The sequence below is a fragment of the Actinocrispum sp. NPDC049592 genome, from assembly GCF_040675465.1.
Taxonomy (GTDB): Bacteria; Actinomycetota; Actinomycetes; order Mycobacteriales; family Pseudonocardiaceae; genus Kibdelosporangium.
On sequence record NZ_JBFAPA010000015.1, the window covers coordinates 1 to 20997 of the forward strand.

Annotated in this window: 9 protein-coding genes; 2 read left to right on the plus strand and 7 right to left on the minus strand. The window is 69.8% G+C overall.

Translation table 11 applies throughout. The features are described 5' to 3' along the window. Window positions 1-138: 138 nt before the first annotated feature. Entirely contained in the window at window positions 139-738 is a 600-nt protein-coding gene (locus AB0J95_RS32205; RefSeq protein WP_364766277.1) for a TetR-like C-terminal domain-containing protein, read from the minus strand. Window positions 739-897: 159 nt separating this feature from the next. Here AB0J95_RS32205 and AB0J95_RS32210 point away from each other — a divergent pair, with 159 nt between their 5' ends. Further along, window positions 898-2367 (plus strand): MFS transporter, encoded by a 1470-nt coding sequence (locus tag AB0J95_RS32210; RefSeq protein ID WP_364766280.1) that lies wholly within the window; start codon window positions 898-900, stop codon window positions 2365-2367. Window positions 2368-2425: 58 nt separating this feature from the next. Beyond that, a complete protein-coding gene (locus tag AB0J95_RS32215) occupies window positions 2426-2917 on the plus strand; it encodes a YbhB/YbcL family Raf kinase inhibitor-like protein (protein WP_364766283.1) in 492 nt (163 codons plus the stop codon). A gap of 209 nt (window positions 2918-3126) precedes the next feature. Here the strand turns inward: AB0J95_RS32215 and AB0J95_RS32220 are convergent, their stop codons facing one another. The 6 genes from AB0J95_RS32220 to AB0J95_RS32245 form a co-directional block, all read right to left on the minus strand. After that, window positions 3127-4098: an aldo/keto reductase gene (locus AB0J95_RS32220; RefSeq protein WP_364766286.1), complete on the minus strand. Its 972-nt coding sequence runs from the start codon at window positions 4096-4098 to the stop codon at window positions 3127-3129. Between the two features lie 17 nt (window positions 4099-4115). Further along, complete coding sequence (locus AB0J95_RS32225; protein ID WP_364766289.1) at window positions 4116-4970, minus strand: aldo/keto reductase; 855 nt, start codon at window positions 4968-4970, stop codon at window positions 4116-4118. A 26-nt stretch (window positions 4971-4996) separates the two neighbouring features. Then, window positions 4997-6421 (minus strand): FAD-dependent monooxygenase, encoded by a 1425-nt coding sequence (locus AB0J95_RS32230; protein ID WP_364766292.1) that lies wholly within the window; start codon window positions 6419-6421, stop codon window positions 4997-4999. Between the two features lie 78 nt (window positions 6422-6499). Next, the gene (locus tag AB0J95_RS32235) at window positions 6500-7840 is read right to left on the minus strand and encodes a carboxyl transferase domain-containing protein (RefSeq protein WP_364766989.1); all 1341 of its coding nucleotides are present in this window, start codon (window positions 7838-7840) and stop codon (window positions 6500-6502) included. A gap of 71 nt (window positions 7841-7911) precedes the next feature. Continuing rightward, window positions 7912-12069, minus strand: coding sequence for a beta-ketoacyl synthase N-terminal-like domain-containing protein (locus AB0J95_RS32240; RefSeq protein ID WP_364766295.1), 4158 nt, complete (start codon window positions 12067-12069; stop codon window positions 7912-7914). Between the two features lie 21 nt (window positions 12070-12090). Next, complete coding sequence (locus AB0J95_RS32245) at window positions 12091-20985, minus strand: SDR family NAD(P)-dependent oxidoreductase (RefSeq protein ID WP_364766298.1); 8895 nt, start codon at window positions 20983-20985, stop codon at window positions 12091-12093. Window positions 20986-20997 lie beyond the last annotated feature (12 nt).

Consider the following 20997-nt stretch of genomic DNA (forward strand, 5'->3'; position numbering starts at 1 on the left):
CTCAAGGGCGAGCTGGGCTTCGACGGGTTCGTCATCTCCGACTACAACGGCATCGACAAGATCGACGACAAGTCCGGGTTCACCCCCGAAGAGGTGAGGGCCTGGAGCAGGCCCTCACGACCTGGTTCGGCGCTCCGGTCAGGGCCGCAGCATCGGCATGATCACCTCGTCGACGACCGCGGTCACGTAGTCGTCGGGGATGCCGGGGCCCTCGATGAAGTTGTGGTGGATGAGCATCGCGGGCCCCACGGTGGCCACCACCGCGTTCACCGCGTCCGCCCGCACCTCGCCGCGGTCCACCCCGCGGCGCAGGGCGGCGAGCATCAGCGTGCGGTACGGGGTGAAGACCTTCTCCTTGATGGCGGCGTGCACCAGGCCGGCCCCCGGGCCGGCCTCCGCCTTGAGCGCCTGGAAGGTCGCCCCGTAGGAGGACTCCAGCGCGTCGCGGATGCGCATCAGCAGCACCATCGCGTCGGCACGGACGGTTGCCTGCTCGGGCACGTCCTCGGCGGACGGCAACGACGAGCGCAGGGCGTCGACGATCAGGGCGTTCTTGTCGTTCCAGCGCCGGTACAGCGCGGCCTTGCCGGTCTTGGCGGCCGCGGCCACGCCCTCCATGGACAGCTTGGCGTAGCCGGCCGTGCCGAGCAGCTCGAACACCGCGTCGAAGATGGCCTGTTCCAGCGCCTGTCCGCGGCGGCGGGTCCCAGCGGGTGTGCTCTGCTCCACGGTCGTCACCGGTCACCTCTCTGCCGATCCTGAACATCAACTTAAGGAACGCTAACGTTCACTTGCGAGTAGACGGCACCGTTCACTATGCTCCCCTCGTAAGGGTCGGCACCGTTCACTATGCCGCACTTGCACAGGTTACCCAAAAAAAGACGTTTGGAGGCAGGCGTGTCGTCGTCAACGACCTCGGCGGCCCAGCAACCCGTATCGACGGATGCCGCGCCGGGCGCGGGCCGTCCGGGGATGACACTGGCCGTCATCGTTTCGTTCATGGCCCTGGTCGGCATCGACTCGACCATCGTCAACATGGCCCTCCCGCACGTGCAGACCGAGCTCTCGTTCTCCACCGCGGACCTGTCCTGGGTGCTCAACGCCTACACGCTGACCTTCGGCGGCCTGCTGCTGCTGGGCGGCCGCCTGGGTGACGTCCTCGGCCGCCGCAAGGTGTTCGTGGCGGGCATCGTGGTGTTCACCGTGGCCTCGCTGGTCGGCGGGTTCGCCCAGGCCGACTGGTGGCTGCTGGCCGGCCGGGCCGGCCAGGGCGTGGGTGCGGCACTGGCCGCGCCGAGCACGATGGCCCTGATCGCGACCAACTTCGAGGGCCCGGCCCGGGCCAAGGCGATCGCGGTGTACTCGGCCGTGATGGGCGCGGGCGCGTCGGTCGGCCTGATCGTCGGTGGCGCGCTCACCGACCTGGTCTCGTGGCGCTGGGTGCTGTTCGTCAACGTGCCGCTCGGCGCGATCATCGCCCTGCTGGCGCCGCGGTTCATCAAGCAGCCCGACACCCACCCCGGCCGGTTCGACATCGCCGGCGCGCTCACCTCGACCCTGGGCATGGGCTCGCTGGTGTACGCGTTCATCCGGGTCGCCTCGGACGGCTGGGGCGACCGGCAGGCGCTGGTCGCGTTCGGTGCCGCGGTGGTGCTGCTGATCGCGTTCTTCCTGATCGAGGTGAAGGCCACCCAGCCGATCACCCCGCTGCACCTGTTCGCCAACGCGGCCCGGTCCAGCGCGTTCGCCAGCACCCTGTTCCTGACCGCGGCGATGTTCAGCGTGCTGTTCCTGCTGACCCAGTTCCAGCAGGGCGTGCTCGGGTTCACCCCGCTGCAGGCGGGTTGCGCGTTCCTGCCGATGACCGTCGCGCAGTTCGGGTCGGTCAAGCTCGTGCCGAAGCTGCTGCCCAAGCTGGGCGCCAAGCCGTTGCTGCTCACCGGCGCCACGCTGGTCACCGGCGGCATCGCCTGGCTGACCCAGCTCACCCCGGACGCCAACTACTTCGCGTCCATCGCCGTGCCGCTGCTGCTGATCGGTACCGGTGTGGGCATCGCCTTCCCGACGCTGAACATGACCGTGCTGTCCGGTGTCCAGCCGCAGGAGTCCGGTGCCGCTTCCGGTGTGCTGCAGGCGCTGCAGTGGCTGGGCGGCACGCTGGGCCTGTCGATCTTCGTCACCGTGCTGGGCACCGCGACCCGCTCGGCGCAGGCCAACCCGGTCGGCGTGACCGCGTTGGAGCAGGCCAACAACGCCACCACGCACGGCATCACGACGGCGTACATCGCCGCCGCGGTGTCCGGCGCGCTGGCGCTGCTGATCGCTCTGCTGACCCGCAAGCCCAAGCCCGCTGAGAAGAAGGACTGACCTTCCCCGCACCGAATGCCCCCGGCCACCGGCCGGGGGCATTCCTCAAGGAGATCCCGTGCCCTACAGCCACCTGCCGCCGGTCGAAGAGTTCACTGTGGACAGCCCGGACGTCGCCGACGGCGTTTCGCTCGGTCCGGCGCAGCTGCACACGTTCCTCGGTGGCGGCAACACCGCGCCCACCCTGAGCTGGTCCGGTTTCCCCGAGGGGACAGCGGGTTTCGCGGTGACGTGCTTCGACCCGGACGCCCCCACGCCGTGCGGGTTCTGGCACTGGCTGGTGGTCGACATCCCGGCGAACGCCACCACGTTGTCGCCGGTCTCCCTGCCGGAGAAGGCTTTCTGCCTGCGCAACGACTTCGGCAACCACGGGTTCGACGGCTGCGCGGCCCGGCCCGGCAGCGGGCACCACCGCTATGTCTTCGCGGTGCACGCATTGGACACCGAGACCTTGGGCATCGGCCCGGAGACGTCGGCCGCGATGGCCTCGGCCCACCTGACCGCGCACACCATCGGCCGTGCCCTGCTGACTCCCGTGTACACCGCCTGAACTCCCCGGGTGGGCGGAGGCCTCCCCCTCGGCCACAACCGCCCGCCCACCCGGGTTCCCACCGGCCGGTGTCCCCCAGCACCCGCCGGACCAGAAGCCCCTCGTGCCACCGACCTGCACGAGGGGCTTCCGGCTGTGCACCGGAGAAACGGCTGTGCACATGAGAAAACCCCGCGGCCGCAAGGGCTCGCGGGGTTGTTCTGTGGGCGTCAGTGCCGGTTGGTGCCGGCGACCTGGGCGGCCAGCGGCTCCAGGGTGGCGAGGTCCTCGTCGGTGAGGTTCACGTCCACCGCGCCCGCGTTCTCGGCCAGCCACTTCACGTTGGCCGTACCGGGGATCGGCACCACGGTCACACCGTGCACTTCGGACTGACGCATCAGCCACGCCAGGGCGACCTGGGCGGTGGTGGCGTTGTGCGCGTCCGCGATCGCCGTGACGGTCTTGATGAGCGTGAGGTTGTGGTCCACGTTCTCCGCGGCGAACCGCGACACGCGAGTCCGCACGTCGCCCTCGCCGAACTCGCTCGTCGCCGAGTACGCGCCGGTGAGCAGACCACGGCCGAGCGGGCAGTTGGGCACGTAACCGATGCCCAGCTCCGCGCACACCGGCACGGCGGACTGCTCGTCCTCACGGGTGAACAGCGACCACTCGTTCTGCACGGCCGTGATCGGGTGCACCGCGTGCGCCGCCCGGATCTTGGCCGCGTCCAGGTTGCTCAGCCCGAGGTGCCGCACCTTGCCCGCCTTGACCAGCTCGGCCATCGCGCCCACGGTCTCCTCGATCGGCACCTTGGGGTCCGGCACGTGCAGGTAGTACAGGTCGATGTAGTCCGTGCCCAGCCGGCGCAGGCTGGCGTCGCAGGCCTGCGCCACGTACTCGGCGTCGCCCCGCAGGCCTTTGAGGCCACGGGTCTCCGGGTCGCGCACCGGGCCGAACTTGGTCGAGATCACGACCTCGTCGCGCTGTACCCGGCCGAGGAAGTCGCCGACCAGGCTCTCGTTCGCACCGATGCCGTAGGTGTCGGCGGTGTCGAAGAACGTGATGCCCAGCTCGCCGGCGCGTTCCAAAGTGGCCAGTGACTCGTCCCGGTCGGCTGCGCCGTAGAACTCGCTCATGCCCATGCAACCGAGACCGAGGGCGGAGACCTCGGGCCCGGACGTGCCCAGCGTGACCTTCCGCATGGTGGTGGGTTCCTTTCCTAGGGGGCTTGGGTGGGGTCCCACCCTGGGGTGACCAGACCGCGGTCGAGCGCGTCCAGCTCCGCCATGTCCTGTTCGGACAGGCTGAACCCGAACACGTCCGCGTTGGCCGCGATCCGCTGGGGGTTGCCCGACCTGGGCAGTGGCACCAGGCCCTTCTGCAGCGCCCAGCGGATCAGGATCTGCGCGTTGCCGCGCTGGTGCCGCCCGGCCACCGCGCTGACGGCCGCGTCGTGCAGCAACGCGCCCTTGGTCAGCGGGCTGTAGGCCTGGACGACGATTCCCGCGTCCTGGCACAGGTCCACGACATCGCGCCGCGAACCGTAGCTGAACGGGGAGAGCTCGATCTGGTTGACGGCGGGCGGATGCACCGCCGCGCCGAGCAGCTCGTCGAGGTGGTGGGCCATGAAGTTGCTGACGCCGATGGCGCGCACCCGGCCCTCGTCGAGCAGTTGTTCCATGGCACGCCAGGTGTCCAGCCGCTTGCCGGGCACCGGCCAGTGCATCAGGAACAGGTCCACCACGTCGACGTCCAGCCGCTTGCGGCTGCGCTCGAACGCGCTGATCGTCTGGCCGAAGCCCTGGTCGGCGTTCCACAGCTTGGTCGTGACGAACACGTCCGCCACACCGCAACGGCGCACGGCCGAGCCGACCTCGGCCTCGTTGCCGTAGATCGACGCCGTGTCCACGTGCCGGTAGCCGCATTTCAGCGCGGCGGCGACGGCGGACTGGGTGTCGCGGCCGGACATGGTGAACACGCCAAGGCCGATGACCGGCATGGGCACGCCACCGCGCAACGGAATGGTGTCCGAGGCCTGGCTGAGGCCGTCCACGAACGGAGAGCGGGAGCTCATCGGGCTGTCCTCCCGGAGGAATTCGGTCATGAGACGCCTGCCGGCTCGCCGAACCACGTCGTCAGGGCCAGCCGCAGGGCGTCGGGGTCACTGCCGGACTCGTCGGCGTGTGCGACATAACCGTCCGGCCGCACCAACAGTAGGCCCTCGGCCAGTCCTTCCTGGGGCTGACACCGGAGAACGTCCACGCGGTCGGTCCAACCGGCCACCGAAGCCGTGCCGTCCGGGTCAACGAGCAGGCCCCGGCCGTTGCGCAGTGCGGAATGCACGTCCGGGACCGGGCTGACCCGCTTGCCCACCAACGGGTTCGGGTGCTCCGACGGGTAGTCGGCGGCGGTCGGCAGCTGCAGCAGGTGCCGGTTCACCTCCTCGAACCTCAGGAAGTCGTTGAACAGCGTACGCATCGGACGCATACGCCCGGCGGACTCGTGCAGCAGGGCCAGGACCGCGCGTGCGTGCGTACAGATCCGTTGTCCCACTGGGTGACGCTCGGCGTGGTAGGTGTCCAGCAGACCGGGTGGCGCCCAGCCGTTGATGTCGGCGGCGAGCTTCCAGCCCAGGTTGAGCACGTCCTGAATGCCCGCATTCAGGCCCTGTGTCCCGGAAATGAACAACACGTGCGCCGCGTCCCCGGCGACGAAGATCCGGCCCTCGCGGTAGCGGTCGGCCAGCCTGGTGTACCCGCCGAACCGTTGCACCCAGCGGACTTCGCTCAGGTCCGGGCAGGAACCGGTGATCCTGGTGACCATCGCGCGCAGCTCGTCGGCGGTCGCGGGGCCATCGTCCGGCGGCTGCACGTCCAGCTCGATCGCCATCAGCCGCAGGGTTCCGGCCTCGATCGGCATGGCCGCGGCCATCCCGGTCGGGTGCAGGCCCGCGGTGAACGAGTCGTGCAGGCCCTCGGCGGGTGGGATGTCGGCGAACATGCCGTAGTGCGGGATACCGGCGGCCTCGAAGGAGATCCCCGCCGACTCGCGCACAATGCTCTCAGCGCCGTCGCAGCCAACGAGATAAGCGCCGGTCAGCTGGTATTCGCCGTCCGGGCCACGCACCTCGACGGTGACCGAGGTCTCGTCCTGGTGGCACGCAACGATCTCATGTCCGCGCCGGATGTCCGCGCCCAGCTCGTTGGCGCGCTGTTCGAGCAACTGCTCGGTGCGCCACTGCGGGTAGGCGATGGTGTGGTCGCGATCGTCCACAGTGTCCAAATCCAGCCACATCAGCGCGAACGGCGTGCGTGGCCAGACGAACCCGTTCTCGCGGACACCGTCGGCCAGGCCGCGCTGGGCGAACGCCTCGAGGGTGCGGCCGTGCACGGCCATCCCGCGCGAGCGGGTATCGGGTTCGGCCCGCCGTTCCAGCACGACGGTGTCCACACCCGCGAGTGCGAGCTCACCGGCGAGCATCAGCCCAGCCGGGCCCGCACCGGCGACGAGGACCGTGCGACTCATGTCAACTCCTTCTGCCACGCCGGCAGCGGGGCCGGCTCCGATATTCGGGGATGCTGCTTAAGCCGTTCTTGGCCGCGGCTACAGCGGGATGTTCCCGTGCCGGCCACGCCCCGCCGGGGCGGCGGCCAGTGCCATGGCGATGCGCCGCCGGGTCTGCCGGGGGTCGATCACCTCGTCGACGACCCCGATCGCGATACCGCGGTCGACCCCGCCTGCCACGCGTTCGTGGTCCGCCACCAGCTGTGCTCGCAGCGCGGGCCGTTGCTCTTCGGAGGCCGCCGCGAGTTTCTTGCGGTGCAGCACGTTCACCGCCGCCTCGGCGCCCATTACGGCGACTTCAGCGTCCGGCCACGCGAAAACGGCGGTCGCGCCGAGCGAGCGTGAGTTCATCGCGATGTACGCGCCGCCATAGGACTTGCGGGTCACCAGGGTCACGCGCGGGACGACGGCCTCGGCGAAGGCGTACAACAGTTTCGCGCCGCGCCGGACCACCCCGCCCCATTCCTGCGCCACACCAGGCAAGTAGCCGGGGACGTCGACGAGGACCACCAACGGAACGCCCAGACTGTCACACATCCGGACGAACCGGGACGCCTTCTCCGCGGACAGCGAGTCCAGGCACCCGCCTTTGCGCAATGGGTTGTTGGCGATCACGCCGACCGTCCGCCCGGCCAGCCGGCCCAGGCCGGTGACGACGTTCGGTGCCCACTTCGCCTGCAGTTCCTCGAAAGCGTTGCCGTCGAGGACTCCACGGACCAACGGGCGCACGTCATAAGCGCGGCGACGGCTCTCCGGCAGCAACTCCATCAGGTTGTCGCCCTCGCGCACCGCCGCCGGGTCGAACCACCCTGGCACGGCAAGCAGATGAGCCAGCTGGCGGGCGCTCTCCAACGCCTCGGTCTCGGTCGCGGTGACCACATGCGCGACCCCGGACCGCACACCGTGCGCCTCGGGGCCGCCGAGCCCGGCCATGTCGATCTGCTCGCCGGTCACGCTGCGCACGACGTCCGGGCCGGTCACGAACACGCGCCCGGCGTCGGCCATGATCACGATGTCGGTCAGCGCCGGACCGTAGGCGGCGCCGCCCGCGGCCGGGCCGAGCACCACGGAGATCTGCGGGATCCGGCCGGAGGCGCGGACCATGGCCGCGAACATCCGGCCGATGCCGTGCATGGCCTCGACGCCTTCGGCGAGTTTCGCGCCGCCGGAGTGCCACAGGCCGATCACCGGGCAGCCGTCCCGGGCGGCCAGGTCGATCGCGTCGGCGATGTACCCACAGCCGTCCAGGCCGATGGCCCCGCCCATCTTGGTGGCGTTGGTGCAGTAGGCCACCACCGCGGCGCCGCCGATCCGGCCGCGTGCGGTCTGGACGCTGTCGTCCCCGCTGCGGCACAACAGCTCGACGGTGCCGGGGTCCATCAGACGGGTCAGCCGGTCCACCGGGTCGCGGTGGTCGGCGACCTTCTCCGGCGGTGGCGTCAGCAGCGAGGTCACCGGGCCTCCAGCAGTTCGGTTCGGACGTACTCGGCGAGCGAGCGCGGGGTCGGCAGTTCGAAGACCACGACCGGCGGCAGGATCAGCCCGGTGGCCGTGCACAACCGGTTGCGCAGATCCAATGCGGTGAACGAGGTCAGCCCGGACTCGATGAACGTGGTGTCACTGTCCACTGTGTCCGCTGAGGCGTGACCGAGGACGGCGGCGGTGTGCCGCAGGACGACGTCCAACACCAGCTTTTCGTGCTCGGTCTCAGGTCGTTCGGTCAGCAACCGCTTGAGCCCAGCGGGTTCGTCCGGGATGCCGGTGTCTGGGGCGGTGGTCAGGAACGGTTGCGCCTCAGGCAGATCACGCAACAGCGGGCCGACGCCGCCGGGGTAGTGGGCCGGGATGAACGTCGGCCAGTCGATGTCGGCGATCAGCTGGACCCCGCAACCGGCGTACTTCAGCGCTGCCGCCGCGGGGATGTCACCGATCTGCAGGACCGTCGTGCGTTCGCGGCGCTGGGCAACGGCTTCCAGGTAGGCGCTGACCACCGAACCGCCGAGCGCCGGAGTGAACGGCAGCAGCGCGATCAGATGCACGTCGTCGTCCAGTGCGGTGATCCACGCCAAGTCATCCTGGGCCGCGGGAGCGCAGACGACTGTCCGTTCCGGACCGTCCACTGCGTTCTCGATGAGCCAAGTGCGGATGCCCGCCGGGACCTCGCCCTTGATCGTGATCTCGCCGCTCGGACGCCAGATCTCGCCGGAGTGGCCGGGGTCGCGCCGGACGAGCCGCCGGGCGAAGACGCCCCAGCCGCGCACCGCGACCCGGTCCTCGCCGCTCGGGTTGGCCAGCACTCCACACAATCTGGCTTGCGCGAGCTTGTCCAGCGTGGGCGGCAGGTCGACCGCGTGCACGTCATCGAGGCCCCACACCGCCGCGCGCTCAGCACCGGTCACTTCATCGACGTCACCAACCCGGACCGCGCCTTGGGTGACACACCACAAGGTGTTGTTCAGACCGGCCTTCGTCATCGCCGCCTGCAGCAACCGCGTCTGCGCCAACGGAAGCATGCTCAGCACACCGGCGGCTGGCAGGTCTCGCAACCGGTCCGCGAGCGCTTCCAGGTCGTCGTCCGGCGCTTCCAACGTGACCACTTCAGCGCCGTGGCTGGTGAGTGCGGTGCCGACCTCGGAGCTGTCGTGGTCCGCGACCAACAGCCAAGTTCCGGACAGGGCGGGCCGGGCCGTCTCGCCGATCGGCCGCCACGTGAACTCGTAGCGCCACTGGCGGCTGCGGCGCCAGCCGGCCAAGGCCGGGAGCAGGGCGGACAGTGCGGGCCGCAGATCGCTGTCCGCGTCCAGTTCGGCCAACAGTCCCGTGACGTCCTCGTTGTCGACGGCGTTCCAGAACCCGGCGTCCGCCGAGGGAGAGGTGTCCGGCAGGTCGATCGCCGGTGCCTCCAGCCAGAAATGCTGAGCCTGGAACGCATACGTCGGCAGGTCCACCCGCTGTGCACCACGGTCGGCGAACAACCCGGCCCACTCGACCGGCACCCCGGCAACGAACAGCTGGGCCAAGGCAGCCAGGAACGTACGGTCCTCGGGCTGGTCGGACCGAACCGCGGGGGTGAGCAGAACATCCTGGGCCGTCAGGCTTTCCTGGGCCATCGGGAGGAGAATCGCGGCCGGGCCGAGTTCCACGCACTGGGTCACACCGAGTGCTTCGAGCGTCCGCACACCATCGGCGAACCGGACCGTCCCACGCACGTGCCGCACCCAGTAGTCAGCCGACCTCAGCTCCGCAGGCTCGGCCAGCGCGCCGGTCACGTTGGACACCACCGGGATCAGCGGGTCCACGAAGGCGCAGGAGCGCGCGATCTCGCCGAACTCGGCCAGCATGGAGTCCATGTGCGTGGAGTGGAAGGCGTGGCTCACCCGGAGCTTGCGGGTGCGATGGCCGCGGTCACGGAAGACGTTCGCGACCGTCTGGGCGGCTTCGGCGTCCCCGGAGATCACTGTCGACTGTGGACCATTGACTGCGGCGATGTCGACGCCGTCGATGAGTTCGGCACGCACGTCGGCTTCGGGAGCCTGGATCGCGATCATCGCGCCGCCGGCTGTCGCCGCCTGCATCAACCGCCCGCGAGCGGCTACCAGTCGGCAGGCATCGGCGAGCGTGAGCACTCCGGCCACATGCGCGGCCGCGAGTTCGCCAATCGAGTGGCCCAGCACGTAGTCCGGCCGCACACCAACGCTTTCCAGCAACCGGAACAGCGCCACCTCGACCGCGAACAGACCGACCTGTGTGTACGCGGTCTGGTCGAGCATCGCGGCCTGCGGGGTCCGTCCGGCGGCGAACACCACGTCCTTGAGCGGCGTGTCCAGGTACTGGTCGAGTTCTGTGGCTATCTCGTCGAAGGCCCGCGCGTATGCGGGGAAAGCGTTGTACAGTTCGCAACCCATGCCCCGGCGCTGGCTGCCCTGACCGGTGAACAGGAACGCGGTCGGGCCACGGCCGCTCGCGACACCGTGGACGACGTTCGGCGCGTCCGCGCCCTCGGCCAACGCGTCCAGCCCATACCGGAACCCGGTGGCGTCATCGGCCAGCACGACAGCGCGGTGGTCGAACGTGGATCTGGTGGTGGCCAAAGAGAACCCGACGTTGGTGCGGTCGGCCTCCGTGCATTCCCGCAGACGCGCTGCCTGACCGCGCAAGGACTCCGCGGTCCGCGCGGAGAACACCCATGGCACAAGGTCCATCGGATGCGCTTCGACCGACTCGGAGTCGGTGGCAGCCTCTTCGACGATGACGTGGGCGTTGGTGCCGCTGATCCCGAACGAGGACACCCCGGCCCGGCGCGGACGTTCGCCGCGTGGCCAGGCGGCCTGTTCGGTCAGCAGTCGCACGTTCCCAGCTGTCCAGTCGACGTGCGGCGACGGCTCGTCGATGTGCAGGGTCTCCGGCAGGACGTCGTGCTGCATGGCCATGACCATCTTGATCACGCCTGCGACCCCGGCGGCGGCCTGGGTGTGGCCGATGTTGGACTTGATCGACCCCAGCAGCAACGGGTCCGGCCGGTCCTGCCCGTAGGTCGCCAGGATGGCCTGGGCCTCGATCGGGTCGCCGAGTGTCGTTCCGGTGCCGTGTGCCTCGACCGCGTCAACGTCCGAAGCGGACAGTCTTGCGTTCTCGAGTGCTTGCTGGATCACGCGTTGCTGTGAGGGGCCGTTGGGGGCGGTGAGACCGTTGGAGGCGCCGTCCTGGTTGACCGCCGAGCCGCGGATGACCGCGAGGACCTTGTGGCCGTTGCGTTGCGCGTCGGACAGCCGTTCCAGCAACAGCAGGCCGACGCCTTCGCCGAACCCGGCGCCGTCGGCCGCAGCGGCAAACGACTTGCACCGTCCATCAGGCGAAAGCCCACGCTGACGGCTGAACTCGATGAACAGCCCAGGCGTCGCCATGACGGTAACGCCACCGGCGAGCGCGAGCGAGCAGCCGCCATCCCGCAACGACTGCACGGCAAGGTGCAGTGCGACCAGGGACGACGAGCACGCGGTGTCGACCGTGATTGCGGGGCCTTCGAACCCGAATGTGTAGGCCACCCGGCCGGAGGCGACGCTGCCCGCGCTGCCGTTGCCGAGAAAGCCCTCGTACTCCAGGGGAACCTCGTGCAACCGGGAGGCGTAGTCGCTGTACATCACGCCCGCGAACACACCGGTCTTGGTGCCGCGCAACGAGACCGGGTCGATCCCGGCGCGTTCGACCGCCTCCCACGAGGTTTCCAGCAGCAGCCGCTGCTGCGGGTCGGTGGCCAGAGCCTCGCGCGGGCTGATGCCGAAGAACTCCGGGTCGAAGTAGTTGGCGTCGTGCAGGAAGCCGCCTTCGCGGGCGTAGGACCGCCCGGGCCGGTCGGGGTCCGGGTGGTAGATCTCGTCGATCCGCCAGCCGCGGTCGGCCGGGAACCCGGCGACCGCGTCCGTGCCGGAGGACACCAGCTCCCACAGGTCCTCAGGGCTGCGCACGCCGCCGGGGTAACGGCAGCTCATGCCGATGATCGCGACCGGTTCGGTGCCGGCCGCCTCGGCCTGGGCCAGCTGCCGGCGGGTCTGGTGCAGGTCCGCGGTGACCCACTTGAGGTAGTCGAGCAGTTTCTCTTCGTTCGCCATCGCGACGGCCTCTCTCGCGGGTCAGGGCCTGGCCGGGTCGAGGCCGCGGCCGAGCTGCTTGTCGATGAAGTCGAAGATCTCCTCCGAGCCGGCCGAGGCGATCAGCGCGGCGGTCTCGTCCGGTTTGGCCCACTCCGCGGCCAGCGCGCGCAGCTTCGCGGCGATGGCCTGGGTGGTCTCGTCGTCGGCCCGCAGGGCGGCGAGCGTGCCGCCGAGCTGGGTCAGCTGGGCCAGCACGGACTGGGCGGGATCGGGTTCGGGCACGACCAGCTGGGACAGCAGCAGGTCGGTCAGCGAGGACGGGGTCGGGTGGTCGAACACCAGGGTCGCGGGCAGCCGCAGCCCGGTCGCGGTGTTGAGGCGGTTGCGCAGTTCCACCGCGGTCAACGAGTCGAAACCCAGGTCCTTGAACGGTTTCTCCGCGTCGGTCCCGCCGTTGGTGCCGAGCACCGTGGCCACCGTGCCGCACACCAGGTCCAGCAGGATCGCCCGCTGCGCGCCCGCATCCAGCCCAGCCAGCCGACCGGCCACATCCGCCGTTCCCTCGGCCGCGGCGGCCCGCTTGGCTTGGGTGCGAACGAGTCCCCGCAACACCGGCGAAGCCATCCCGGAACTCATCAACGCCCGCAGCGCGGGCATGTCGAGCCGTGCCGGGGCAAGCAACGGCGTGGACAGGCCGAGTGCGGTGTCCAGCAGGGCAAGGCCTTGCTCGGACCCGAGCGGCGCCACACCACCACGGCTGATCCGGGCCAGGTCGGCCTGGTCCAGATGGCCGGTCATGCTGCTGGCCTGGCCCCACAGACCCCACGCGAGCGCGGTCGCGGGCAGGCCTTGAGCCCGCCGGAAGTGCGCCAGCGCGTCCAGGAACGTGTTGGCGGACGTGTAGTTGGCCTGACCCGGGTTGCCCAAGGTACTGGCCAGCGAGGAGAACAGCACGAACGCGCCCGGATCGCGGTCCTTGGTCAGCTCGTGCAGGTGCCAGGCGGCGTCGACCTTCGGCCGCAGCACCGCCGCGAACCGTTCCGGTGTCTGGCCCGCGATCGTGCCGTCGTCCAGGACACCGGCAGTGTGCACGACCGCACCGAGCTTGTTCACAGTAGACAGCAGTACTGCCAGTGCGTCTCGGTTGGCTGCATCGCACGCTTCGACGCGAACGCTTGCGCCGAGTGAGGTCAGCTCGTCCACCAACTCGGTCGCGCCGTCGGCTGCGAGGCCACGGCGGCTGATCAGCAGGAGGTCTCGCACCTCGTGCTGGGTGACCAGGTGACGCGCGATGAGCGAACCGAGCGTGCCGGTCGCACCCGTGATCAGGACCGTCCCGTCCAGGCGGGCCGGGACTTCCTCCTGAACCGGAACCCGGGCCAGCCGAGGCACGGTCGCGATCCCGCCCCGCAGAACGACCTGAGATTCCCCCGACAGGATCGCCGCGGCGATGGCGTCCTGAGAAGCCGCCGTGCCGTCGGTGTCGACCAGGACGAACCGTCCCGGGTTCTCCGACTGCGCGGTCCGCACCAGGCCCCAGACCGGCGCCTGCCCAAGGTCTTCGACGTCCGCACCTGCGGCAGCCTGGGTGATCACGGCCAGTTTTGAGGACTCGTAACGATCGTCGGCCAGCCACTGCTGAACGAGTTCCAGGGCAGCTGTCGTCGAGGCGTGGACATCGGCGACCGTGTCCCCGGTGCTGCCACACCAAGGCGCCACAACCACTTCCGGTACCTCGGGCACTGCTTCGAGTGACGCGTAGTGCTCACCGGGAAGGTTCAATGGATCGTTGCCGATGACCGCCCACTCGACCTGCGCAGCCGGAAGCGGAACCCGTGCCCAGTCCACTGTGTACAGCGAGTCGTAGTGCTTGGCGCGGGCCGAGGCGAGCTGGTCGGCGGAAACCGGCCGGATGGTGAGCGACTCGACCGTGGCCACCGGAGTGCCGGTGGCGTCGGCGACCGTGATCGTGACGCTGTCCTCGCTCGTCCAACGCAAACGCGCCCGCAACGCACCGGCGCCGGTCGCGTGCACGGTCACTCCGGCCCATGCGAAGGGCAGCCGGACCGGGAGGTCCTCGTCGTTCTCGGTGGGCAGGCCGAGGGCGTGCAGGACCGAGTCGAGCAGGGCCGGATGGACGGCGAACCGGCCGGCGTCGTCCTGCTGCTGTTCGGGCAGCCGGACCTCCGCGTAGATCTCCTCGGCCGAGCGCCACGCGGCGGTCAGACCCCGGAACGCGGGCCCGTACTGCAAGCCGTGATCGGCCAAGCGCTCGTAGAAGTCCGCTACCGGCACGGGTTCGGCGTCCGGCGGCCATGGGAAGCCTTGGGCGCGGGTCGAAGCGGGGGAGAGGAACCCGGTCGCGTGCCGGATCCAGTCGTCCTCGGCGCGGCTGTGCACCGAGATCTGCCGACGGCCGGTCTCGTCTGGACCACCGACGGTCACCTGCAGCTGCACCGGACCCGTGATCACCAGCGGGGCCTCGATGGTCAGCTCGTCCACCCGGTCGCAACCGCACTGCCCACCGGCTTCCAAGGCCAGCTCGACGAAAGCCGTTCCGGGCAACAGAACTGTGCCAGCGACGGCGTGGTCGGTCAGCCAGCGGTGGGTGTGCAACGACACCCGGCCGGTCATCAGGAACCCGTGGTCATCGGCCAGGTCCACCGCCGCGCCCAGCATGGGGTGCTCGGCCGCCTTGAGACCCACAGTGCTGACGTCCCCGGCGGTCGCCGACGACTCCAGCCAGTACCGCTTGCCCTCAAAGGGATACGTCGGCACGTTGACCAGGCGCCCTTCGGGCACTGGCCAGGTGACCGCGGCGCCCCGGACGTGTGCCTCGGCCGCTGAGGTCAGGAACCTGGTCATGCCGCCTTCGTCCCGGCGCAACGTGCCCAGGACGATCGCTGGCAGGTCGGCGAGGCCAGGCACGAGCACGGGATGTGGGCTGGTCTCGATGAACGTCCGGTGCCCGTCGGCCAGCAACAGCTGCGTGACCTCGTCGAACCGGACGGTCTGGCGCAGGTTGCGGTACCAGTACCCTGCGTCGAGCCCGGCCGTGTCGATCCGTTCGCCGGTCACCGTGGAGTAGAACGCGATGGCCGAGGACTTCGGCTCGATCGGCGCCAACGCCGCCGCCAGATCAGCCTCGATCGCCTCCACGTGCGCGGAGTGCGAGGCGTAGTCCACCGGGATGATCCGGGCGCGGATCTCCTTGACGTCGCACTCGGCTTTGAGTTGCTGCAACACTTCTGGGTTGCCGGAGACGACCGTCGTGGTGGGGCCGTTGATGGCGGCGATGCTGATGCCGTCCTTGAGCGGCACCTCGGCGGCGGGCAGCGACACCGACATCATCCCGCCCTTGCCCGCGATCACCTTGATCGCCTTGCTGCGCAACGTGACCACACGCACGGCGTCGTCCAAGCTGAGTGCACCGGCGACGTACGCGGCGGCTATCTCACCCTGGGAATGCCCGACGACCGCGGCCGGTTCGAGACCGTACGACCGCCACACCGCGGCCAGCGACACCATCATCGCGAACAGCGCGGGCTGCACGATATCCACGCGTTCCAACGCCTTCGCGTCGTCGAGGACGTCGATGAGCGACCAGTCCACGTACTTGGCCATGGCAGCGGCGCAGTCCCGCATGCTGGCGCGGAAGACCTCGTTGGTGTCCAACAGCTCCAGGCCCATCCCGGCCCACTGCGAACCCTGGCCAGGGAACACGAACACAGCCTTGCCCGCGTCCTCGGTCCGGCCACGCACCAGCAACGGATGTGTCTTGTCCTCGGTCAACGCCCTGAGCGCCTCAGCGTTGAGAGCAACCGCCCGGTGATCGAAGCTGTCCCGCTGCACCAAGGACTTCGCCACATCGGCCGGAGCCGGGTCCTGCTCCTCTACAAAGGACAGCACCCGAGCGGCCTGCGCTTGGAGACCCGTCTCGGTCTTGGCGGACAACGGCCAGACGACAGGTCCAGTGTGTTCGGCGGGAGGTTCTGCGGTGGGGGCTTGTTCGAGGATGATGTGCGCGTTGGTGCCGCTGATCCCGAACGACGACACGCCGGCTCGGCGTGGGCGGCCGTCGGTCTGCCAGTCCACGGCCTCCGTCAATAGCTGCACCGCACCGGCGGACCAGTCCACGTGCGGGGTGGGCTCGTCGACATGCAACGTCTTGGGCAGCAAGCCGTTGCGTAGGGCCATCACCATCTTGATCACGCCGCCGACCCCGGCGGCGGCGACCGCGTGCCCGATGTTCGACTTGATCGACCCCAGCCAGAGGGGGCGGTCCCGGTCCTGGCCGTAGGTGTTGATCAGCGCCTGGGCCTCGATCGGGTCGCCGAGGTTCGTGCCGGTGCCGTGGGCTTCGACGGCGTCAACGTCCGCGGTGGACAGTCCGGAGTTGGCCAGTGCCTGGCGGATCACGCGTTGCTGTGAGGGGCCGTTGGGTGCGGTGAGACCGTTGGAGGCGCCGTCCTGGTTGATCGCGCTGCCCCGGACGACCGCGAGGATCTCGTGTCCATTGCGTTGCGCGTCGGACAACCGCTCCAGCAGTAGCAAACCGACGCCCTCGCCCCAACCGGCGCCGTCCGCGGCCGCGGCGAACGCCTTCGACCGCCCGTCCGCGGCGAGCACCCGCTGGCGGCTGAACTCGACGAACGAGTTGGTGGTCGGCATGATCGCCGCGCCACCGGCCAGGGCCAGCCCGCACTCACCCGAGCGCAGCGCCTGCACGGCTAGGTGCAGGGCGACCAGCGAGGACGAGCACGCGGTGTCCATGCTGACCGCCGGGCCCTCGAACCCGAACGTGTAGGACAGGCGGCCGGAGGCGACGCTGGTGGTGGTCCCGGTGGACATGTAGCCCTCGAGGTCCTCCGGGATGTGCAGCAGCCGGGAGCCGTAGTCCTGGTTGATCACGCCCGCGAACACGCCGGTGTCGCTGCCCCGCAACGATGACGGCGGGATCCCGGCGCGCTCGAACAGCTCCCACGCGGTCTCCAGCAGCAGCCGCTGCTGCGGGTCGGTGGCCAGCGCCTCGCGCGGGTTCATGCCGAAGAAGGCCGCGTCGAACAGGTCGGCGTCGTGCAGGAAGCCGCCGTTGCGGGTATAGCACGTGCCCGGGGTCGCGGGATCGGGACTGTAGAGGCGATCCAGGTCCCAGCCGCGGTTGACCGGGAAGTCGCCGATCGCGTCCGTCCCGGTGGCCACCAGGTTCCAGAGGTCCTCGGGCGACCGGACACCGCCGGGGTAGCGGCAGCTCATCGCGATGATCGCGACCGGCTCGTCGGTGCCCGCCGAGGTGCGCCGGGTGACCTGCGTGTGCTCGCCGGTGATCTCGGCCAGCAGGTACCTGGCGAGCGCGACCGGCGTCGGGTGGTCGAACACCAGCGTTGTGGACAACGGGATCCCGGTCGCTGCGCTGAGCCGGTCGCGCAGTTGCACCGCGGTCATCGAGTCGAGACCAAGGTCCTTGAACGCCTTGGCGGGCTCGATCCCGTTGGCGTGCTTGAGCACGGCCGCGACCGACCGGCACACCAGGTCCAGCAGGAACTGGTGTTTGCCGGAGTCGTCCAACGCGGCCAGCTCGCCGCTCAGGCTCGACGCTTTCGCCTTGCCGGAGGCCGTTCTGCGGGCGGTCCGGCGGGTCACTGTCCCGGCTGTGGCCGTCGTGGCCTCGTCGAGAGTGCCCAGCACGACCGACTCGGCGATGGCGACCAGGTCGCCTTCGGGGTCGGTGAGCGTGAGGGCGATCGAGTTCTCGGACAGTTCCTTGGTGGCAACGTGGATCGTGGTGGCGCCGGTGGCGAACAGGCGGAACCCGTTCCACCGCACCGGATGTGCCTCGGTGAGCGCCTCCACGGCGGCTTCCAGCAAGTCGGGGTGGATGCCGTAGGCGGCGGCTTGGTCGTGCTGGTCCTCCGGGAGGCTCAGCACTGTCCACACGTCGCTCGCGGGAACGGTTGGGGCGTCGGCGTTCGCGGGGGAGATGACGGCGGAGGCGTTGCGGGTCCACTCGGTGTCGCCGGACCGCGAGTAGACCGTCAGGCTGCGGCGGCCGTGGTCGTCCGGGTTGCCCATGAGCACCTGGAGCTGGGCACCTTGGGCCACGGCGGCGTGTACGGTCAGCTCGTCGATCCGGTCACAGCCGACTCGGTCACCTGCCGCGATCGCCAGCTCGGCGAAGGCCGCGGGTGGGAAGGCAGTCGCGCGACCGGCGAGCAGGATCCCGGCGCCATCGGCGATCGACGTGATGGCACCGAGCAGCGGATGCCCAGTGCCGCCCAGACCGGCGACATCGCTGCCGGTCGCGCGGGCGGTCAGCCAGTAGTGCTCGTGCTGGAACGCATACGTCGGCAGGTCGACTGCGTTGCCCTGTCCGGAAAGGACGGTCCAGTCCACGGCTGCGCCGTGGGTGTAGGCAGTGGCGAGGCCGTCCAGGAGGGCTTCCGGCTCGGGAGTCTTGCGGCTGGACAAGGGGACGAGAACACCGTCCACGCAGTCGGCGCCCATCGCGGCGAGCACCGCGTCCGGGCCGATCTCGACGTACCGGGTGACGCCCATGGACTGCAGGGCACGCATGCCGTCGGCGAACCTGACGGTCTCCCGGACGTGCTGGACCCAGTACTCCGGCGTGCTGATCTCGTCCCCGGCGAGCGCGCCGCTGACGTTGGACACCACCGGGATCGTCGGCGCCGCGAACGTCAGACCCTCGGCGACCCGCCGGAACTCGGCCAGCATCGGGTCCATCAGGCTGGAGTGGAACGCGTGGCTCACCTTGAGCCGGCGGTGCTTGAAGCCCTCGGCGATCCTGAGCGTGGCCTCCTCGGGCCCGGAGATGACCGTCGACAGTGGACCGTTGATCGCCGCGATCCCCACGCCATCGACCAGCAACGGCAGCACATCGGCCTCGCTGGCCTGCAACGACACCATGGCACCGCCCGCGGGCAGTGCCTGCATCAACCGGCCACGAGCGGAAACCAGCGTGCAGGCGTCCTTGAGGCTGAGGACACCGGCGATGTGTGCGGCGGCCAGTTCGCCGATGGAGTGGCCGAGCAGGAAGTCCGGCGTCAGCCCGAAGCTCGTCACCAGCCGGAACAGGGCGACCTCGAAAGCGAACAACGCGGCCTGCGTGTTCTCGGTCTGCCCCAAGGCCTCTGCGTCGTCACCGAAGACCAGGTTCCGCAACTTGTCAGGGAAGTGGGCGCGGACCTCGTCGAACGCCGATGCGAACACCGGGTACGTCTCGTACAGCTCGCGGCCCATGCCCGGCCGCTGGCTGCCCTGACCGGTGAACAGGAACGCAGTCTGTCCACTTTGGGCGAACCCGGTCACCAGACCCGGCGCGTCCTCACCGTCGGCGAGGGCGGCCAGCGCCGCCTCGGACCGGACGACCGCTCGGTGATCCAGCGGGGTGCGGGTTGTGGCCAGGGAGAACGCCACGTCGGCGGACAGGCCCTCGGTGGCCAGCTCCTGAAGCTTCGCGGCCTGTGCCCGCAAGGCTTCGCCGGTCGCGGCCGAGATCACCCAGGGCGCGGTTCCCTGAGTGGCAGGCAGAACCTCAGCCGGGGCGGCCTGTTCGATGATGAGGTGGGCGTTGGTGCCGCTGACACCGAACGACGAGATGCCCGCGCGCAACGGCCGGTCCCGCGCCCACTCGGCGGGTTCCCTGAGCAGTTCGACCGCGCCGGTGGACCAGTCCACGTGCGGTGATGGCTCGTCGACGTGCAACGTGCGAGGTAGAATGCCGTTATGTACGGCCATGACCATCTTGATCACACCCGCGACCCCGGCGGCGGCCTGGGTGTGGCCGATGTTGGACTTGATCGACCCCAGCAGCAGGGGGACATCCCGGTTCTGGCCGTAGGTGTTCAGCACCGCCTGGGCCTCGATCGGGTCGCCCAGCGTGGTTCCGGTGCCGTGGGCCTCGACGGCGTCGATGTCCGAAGTGGTCAGCACGGCGTTGGCAAGGGCTGCGCGGATCACCCGTTCCTGGGCGGGGCCGTTGGGCGCGGTCAGCCCGTTGGAGGCGCCGTCCTGGTTGACCGCCGTACCACGGATGACCGCGAGCACCTTGCGGCCCTGCTGCTCGGCGTCGGACAACCGCTGCAGCACAAGCAGACCTGCACCCTCGGCAAAACCAGTTCCGTCGGCGGAAGCGGCGAACGACCGGCACCGGCCGTCCGGTGAAAGCCCACGCTGGCGGCTGAACTCGACGAACAACCCAGGCGTGGCCATCACAGTCACGCCACCGGCCAGCGCGAGCGAGCAGTCACCCCGCCGCAACGCCTGCACCGCAAGGTCGATGGCAACCAGCGACGACGAACAGGCCGTGTCGATGGTGACCGCCGGGCCTTCCAGGCCGAACGTGTACGCCAGCCGGCCCGAGGCGACGCTGGTCGTGTTGCCGGTCAGCAGGTGACCCTCGAACTCGGCAGGAGTCGTTCCCAGCCGGGGCGCGTACTCCTGGGCGATCGCGCCCACGAACACGCCGGTGTCCGTGCCCCGCAACGACTCCAGCGGGTAACCCGCGGACTCGAAGGCCTCCCACGCGGTTTCCAGCAGCACGCGCTGCTGAGGGTCAGTGGCCAGCGCTTCACGGGGGCTGATGCCGAAGAGCGACGCGTCGAACAGCCCGGCGTCGTAGAGGAACCCGCCCTGCGTGGTGTACGTGTGCCCGGCGCGGCCGGGATCGGGGTCGTACAAGGACTCCGGCCAGCCGCGATCGGCCGGGAACGGGCCGATCGCGTCCGTGCCGGACTCCACCAGCCGCCACAGGTCCGCGGGCGTGCGCACATCGCCCGGGTAGCGGCAGCTCATCGCCACGATGGCGATCGGGTCATGGTCGCGGGCCTCGAGCTGGCGCACCCGGCTCTTGGCCGTGCGCAGGTCCACGGTGGCGCGCCGGAGGTAGTCCCTGAGTTTTTCCTCGGTGTCGTTCATCCGGCTGCCCCT

Coding starts and splice junctions, on each gene's coding strand:
- AB0J95_RS32240 (WP_364766295.1), bottom strand. CDS start 12,069: ATGGCGAACGAAGAGAAACTGCTCGACTACCTCAAGTGGGTCACCGCG.
- AB0J95_RS32230 (WP_364766292.1), bottom strand. CDS start 6,421: ATGAGTCGCACGGTCCTCGTCGCCGGTGCGGGCCCGGCTGGGCTGATG.
- AB0J95_RS32245 (WP_364766298.1), bottom strand. CDS start 20,985: ATGAACGACACCGAGGAAAAACTCAGGGACTACCTCCGGCGCGCCACC.
- AB0J95_RS32225 (WP_364766289.1), bottom strand. CDS start 4,970: ATGAGCTCCCGCTCTCCGTTCGTGGACGGCCTCAGCCAGGCCTCGGAC.
- AB0J95_RS32235 (WP_364766989.1), bottom strand. CDS start 7,840: ATGGACCCCGGCACCGTCGAGCTGTTGTGCCGCAGCGGGGACGACAGC.
- AB0J95_RS32220 (WP_364766286.1), bottom strand. CDS start 4,098: ATGCGGAAGGTCACGCTGGGCACGTCCGGGCCCGAGGTCTCCGCCCTC.